Here is a 570-nt window from a genome sequence, read left to right as displayed (position 1 = left end):
CCGTCATCCCTCCGGTTACAGCCGGGCATGAGCATAGGGACCGCCGCCGCTGTCACGTACGACCGAACAGTCGACAGATCGTCCATCGCACGTACAAGGCAGGTTAGCGTGACCCATATCATCTGTGGAGTGGATGTTTCATCCAAACATCTCGACGCCCATGTTCATCCCGCCGGCATCTTTCGGCGTTTTTCCAACGATATCGATGGCATAGGGGCTCTTGCCGGCTTCTGCCGCACCCATGATGTCACCTTGGTGGCGATGGAGGCGACAGGCGGCTATGAGCGTGAGGTGCTGTATCTTCTGGCAGCGGAGGGTTTCGCGCTGGCCCTGGCGAACCCGCGTCATGTCCGCCGCTTTGCCGAAGGGCTGGGCTATCTGGAGAAAACGGACCGGATTGATGCCGCCGTCATCGCCCAGTTCGCCCAAATCCGCCGTCTGCCCCGCTGGACCCCGGATGGGGAGAACCTGCGCTGCCTGTCGGCCAAGGTGCTGCGCCTGCGCCAGCTCACCGAGATGCGGGCCGCCGAAATGAACCGGCGGCGCTTGGTCAAGGATGAGCAGGTTCTG

General features: G+C 62.3%; 1 protein-coding gene. It reads left to right on the top strand.

All coding sequences use genetic code 11. From position 1 onward, the window contains the following. Positions 1–108 precede the first annotated feature (108 nt). On the top strand, positions 109–570 hold a 462-nt coding region (locus tag GE253_RS25700; RefSeq protein ID WP_173012848.1), incomplete at its 3' end, for a transposase.

It is taken from the genome of Niveispirillum sp. SYP-B3756 (assembly GCF_009495745.1).
In the GTDB taxonomy this organism is placed as follows: Bacteria; Pseudomonadota; Alphaproteobacteria; order Azospirillales; family Azospirillaceae; genus Niveispirillum.
Note: the sequence above shows the minus strand (reverse complement) of the source record. Positions and strands in the feature narration are given on the sequence as shown.